Origin of the sequence: Streptococcus intestinihominis (genome assembly GCF_046824975.1) — a bacterium.
Classification (GTDB): Bacteria; Bacillota; Bacilli; order Lactobacillales; family Streptococcaceae; genus Streptococcus.
The window spans coordinates 506450-509832 of the sequence record NZ_JBKQBL010000001.1; the positions used below are offsets into that span (position 1 = coordinate 506450).

Annotated in this window: 4 protein-coding genes; 1 reads left to right on the plus strand and 3 read right to left on the minus strand. The window is 44.8% G+C overall.

Going from position 1 to position 3383, the window contains the following annotated elements:
- Together ACLOR3_RS02555 and rpmG are read right to left on the minus strand one after the other, a co-directional pair.
- Nucleotides 1-97, minus strand: a 97-nt coding sequence (locus ACLOR3_RS02555) for a preprotein translocase subunit SecE (protein WP_412036993.1), incomplete at its 3' end; no start/stop codon positions are given.
- Between the two features lie 9 nt (nucleotides 98-106).
- Nucleotides 107-259 carry a 50S ribosomal protein L33 gene (gene rpmG / locus ACLOR3_RS02560; RefSeq protein WP_006595433.1) on the minus strand — a complete coding sequence of 51 codons (153 nt, stop codon included), beginning with the start codon at nucleotides 257-259 and terminating at the stop codon, nucleotides 107-109.
- 126 nt (nucleotides 260-385) lie between these two features.
- Here rpmG and ypfJ point away from each other — a divergent pair, with 126 nt between their 5' ends.
- On the plus strand, nucleotides 386-1306 hold the full coding sequence (gene ypfJ, locus ACLOR3_RS02565; protein ID WP_411400147.1) for a KPN_02809 family neutral zinc metallopeptidase: 921 nt from the start codon (nucleotides 386-388) through the stop codon (nucleotides 1304-1306).
- A gap of 392 nt (nucleotides 1307-1698) precedes the next feature.
- Here ypfJ and ACLOR3_RS02570 read toward each other — a convergent pair.
- The coding region (locus ACLOR3_RS02570) for a penicillin-binding transpeptidase domain-containing protein (protein ID WP_412036959.1) at nucleotides 1699-3383 on the minus strand (1685 nt) is incomplete at its 5' end.

Here is a 3383-nt window from a genome sequence, read left to right on the forward strand (position 1 = left end):
TGTACTCAATCACAGAGATAAAGTTTTTCCATCTTTCTTTACGAGTAGGCCAAGTCGTGTTTTTCAGCAAGACAAAAATATCTTTAAAAAATTTCACAACAATCTCCTATCTGGTTTCTTTATGAATTGTATATTTGCTACAATGTTTACAAAACTTGTTAACTTCTAGACGTTTTGGTTTTGGCGTCGCACTCAACTTGATTGAGTAGTTGCGTGACCCACAAACCGTACACGCTAGACTTGCTTTTTTTAATGCCATAACGCCTCCATTCACACCATTATAGCAAGTTTTCCACTATTTGACAAGTTCTTCTGCTCTCTGGGAGCGCATTTTGTTTGGCTTTTCTCTACGATTTGGTACAATATAGAGGATAAAGGAGAAATTATGAAAAGCGATCATCTGAAAGAAAGTAAAAATATTGAAGACCGTCGCGAACAAAGTGGCGGAAGCTACTCATCAGGCCGGTCTGGTGGAAATTTAGGGGGTGGTCTTTTACAGATCCTCCTCTCGCCTGGAAGTTTTAAGAGCAAACTGATCTTGATCCTGGTCCTCATCTTTTTGAGCGGAGGCGCTGGACTAAGCGGGCTCTTTGACCAGGGGCAGACTACGCAGAACTATAACTCAGGACAAGTCACGCGCCAAAGCAATACCCAGGTGAGTGACGGAGATAGCAAATTCGTCAGTCAAGTCCTTGGAACTACTGAGGATTTCTGGGGGCAAACCTTCCAAAATGAAGGCCGGACCTATCACAAGCCAACCTTGGTTTTCTATACGGGTCAAACTCGAACTGGCTGTGGTGTGGGGCAAGCATCTGCCGGTCCCTTCTACTGCCCGACAGACCAAAAGATCTATTTGGATATCAGCTTCTACAAAGAGTTGACCACCAAATACAAGGCTAGCGGAGATTTTGCCATGGCTTATGTCATCGCTCACGAAGTCGGCCACCATATCCAAAACGAATTGGGGACTCTTCAGAGTTACCAAAAAGCCATCCGAGGGAAAAGCGAGACAGAAAAAAATGCCCTCAATGTCCGTTTGGAACTTCAAGCTGACTACTATGCGGGTATGTGGGCTCGCTACATTGAAGAACAAGGCCTCATGGAGACGGGAGATATCGAAGAAGCGCTCAATGCTGCCCATGCTGTGGGAGATGATACCCTTCAAGAACAAGCCTATGGCTACTCCGTCCCTGATAGCTTCACCCACGGGACTTCTGAACAACGCATGCGCTGGTTCAAACGTGGTTACCAATACGGTGACTTTGAACACGGAGATACCTTCAGCGTCTCCGACGAAGACTTGTAATGAAACTAAAAACAAAAGCCTTTCAGATCATCATCTGAAGGCTTTTTTGTTACCCTATCGACAGCTGTCTGAGCATCGAAAAGTATTGCAAAAAATTCTTTTCATTCAACATCTTCTCAGAAACTTTCCTTAGGTGAGTACGGACGTCAGCGAACTTCGAAGAAGTTCCATGACTTAGTTTTGAACCTAAAGTTTCAAAACTCCCGAGTGCTTGAAACGTAGTGTTTCAAGCACTTTTCTCACGGCGGAAAGTTTCGAGATAAAGTTGAATAATTTCATAAAATAGAAATTAACTTTTTTATTGAAGGATCTCCACGTTGTTTTATGTAACTATAGTTTGTCTACAATCTAAAAGATGGCAAGGAACCTTACCATCTTTTAAGCATCTATTTTTAGAATCCAAACCAACCTTTGAAAGTATCCCAGGCATTTTGTGCTTTTCCAGGAATATCTGCTTCATCGATGGCTTTTTTGGCATCGTCTACAATACCTGCAGCGCGTTCTTTGACCGTATCAAAGAAACCCTTGTCCTCTTCTGGACTCTCTGTTTCTGTTTCTTGACCGACAGGGGCAATGCCATTTTCCTGGTAAGAATTTTTCTCATTGTCAAAGCTAGTTCCTTCTGTATAAGGAAGGACGCTATTGGCTACATTTCGGAAGATCACTGAGGCTGTCTCTGCACTGGTCCCTGTCAAATAGTGGGTTTCATCCGTCTTAGGGAAGCCTAGCCACTGACTAATGACCACATCTGGCGTGTAGCCGATGACCCACTGGTCTCCGGAAAGATCGGGGTTGAAGTCCGTTTCAGTCGTTCCTGTTTTACCAGCCATGGTATAACCATATGGTGCTGCATTGACACCCGTTCCATTGGTAAAGGTTCCTAACATCATATTAGTCATCTTCTTATTGGCTGAACTGCTGAGCACTCGTTTCGATTTCTGGCTGTGACTTTTCACCACCTGACCACTAGCATTTTCAATCTTCGTAATGAGATGGGCATCGTTCATCACTCCATCGTTGGCAAAGGTTCCATAGGCCTGAGCCATCTGAAGCGGATTGGTCGTCACACCAGATCCGAGGGCAACTCCGAGAGATCTGTCCACCTTGTCCATATTGAGACCAAATTTTGTCCCGTAATCAAAGACAGTATTGAGCCCTAACTCATTGGCTGTAGCGACTGCTGGAAGATTGAGAGATTCTGCCAAGGCTTGGTACATAGGGACAGTCGGGCTACCTTGAATGCCACCGTAGTTATCGACTGTATAACTACCGTAGACCTTAGTCGTATTGTCCAATTCTTTGTTGGTCGACCAGCCGTTGGCAACAGCTGGACTATACACGACAAGAGGTTTAATGGTAGAACCAGGACTTCTCGCAGATTGAGTCGCATAGTTGTAACTTCTGAAGCCAACATCTTGGTCACTAGCCACGCGTCCAACGATCGCCCGCACTCCTCCGGTCTTAGGATCCAGGGCTACACTACCAGATTCTGCCCGCGTGCCATCTTCGGCAACTGGGAAGAGATCTACATTGTCGTAGATGACCTGCATGCTAGCTTGGTAATTCTGGTCCATCTCTGTGTAAATCCGGTAACCATTCTTGATGATATCTTCTTCTGTTAGACCATATTCGTTGACAGCCTCATTGATAACCGCATCAAAATAGGACGGGTAGCGATAATCTTCTGACTTGCCTTCATAGGCATCAATCAGTTGGCCATGAATGTCGACTGCGGCGGATTGATCTGCTGTGGCTTGATCGATATAACCAGCTGCGACCATATTTTGTAGGACCGTATTACGACGATTGGTCGCATTCTCGACAGAATAAAGTGGATTATAAATTTCTGGCCCCTTGAGCATACCAGCAAGGACAGCCGACTGATCCAAAGTCAACTCACTAGCGGATACACCGAAATACTTCTTAGAAGCATCTTCAATCCCCCAAATCCCATTCCCAAAATAGGCATTATTGAGGTACATGGTCAGGATTTCTTTCTTACTATATTTTTTGTTAATCTCGAGGGCGAGGAAGAACTCCTTGGCCTTCCGCTCAACCGTCTGATCCTGAGAAAGAT

What these genes read in the sequence shown, in the direction of transcription:
- rpmG (WP_006595433.1), bottom strand. Translation starts at nt 259, where the DNA reads ATGGCATTAAAAAAAGCAAGTCTAGCGTGTACGGTTTGTGGGTCACGC.
- ypfJ (WP_411400147.1), top strand. Translation starts at nt 386, where the DNA reads ATGAAAAGCGATCATCTGAAAGAAAGTAAAAATATTGAAGACCGTCGC.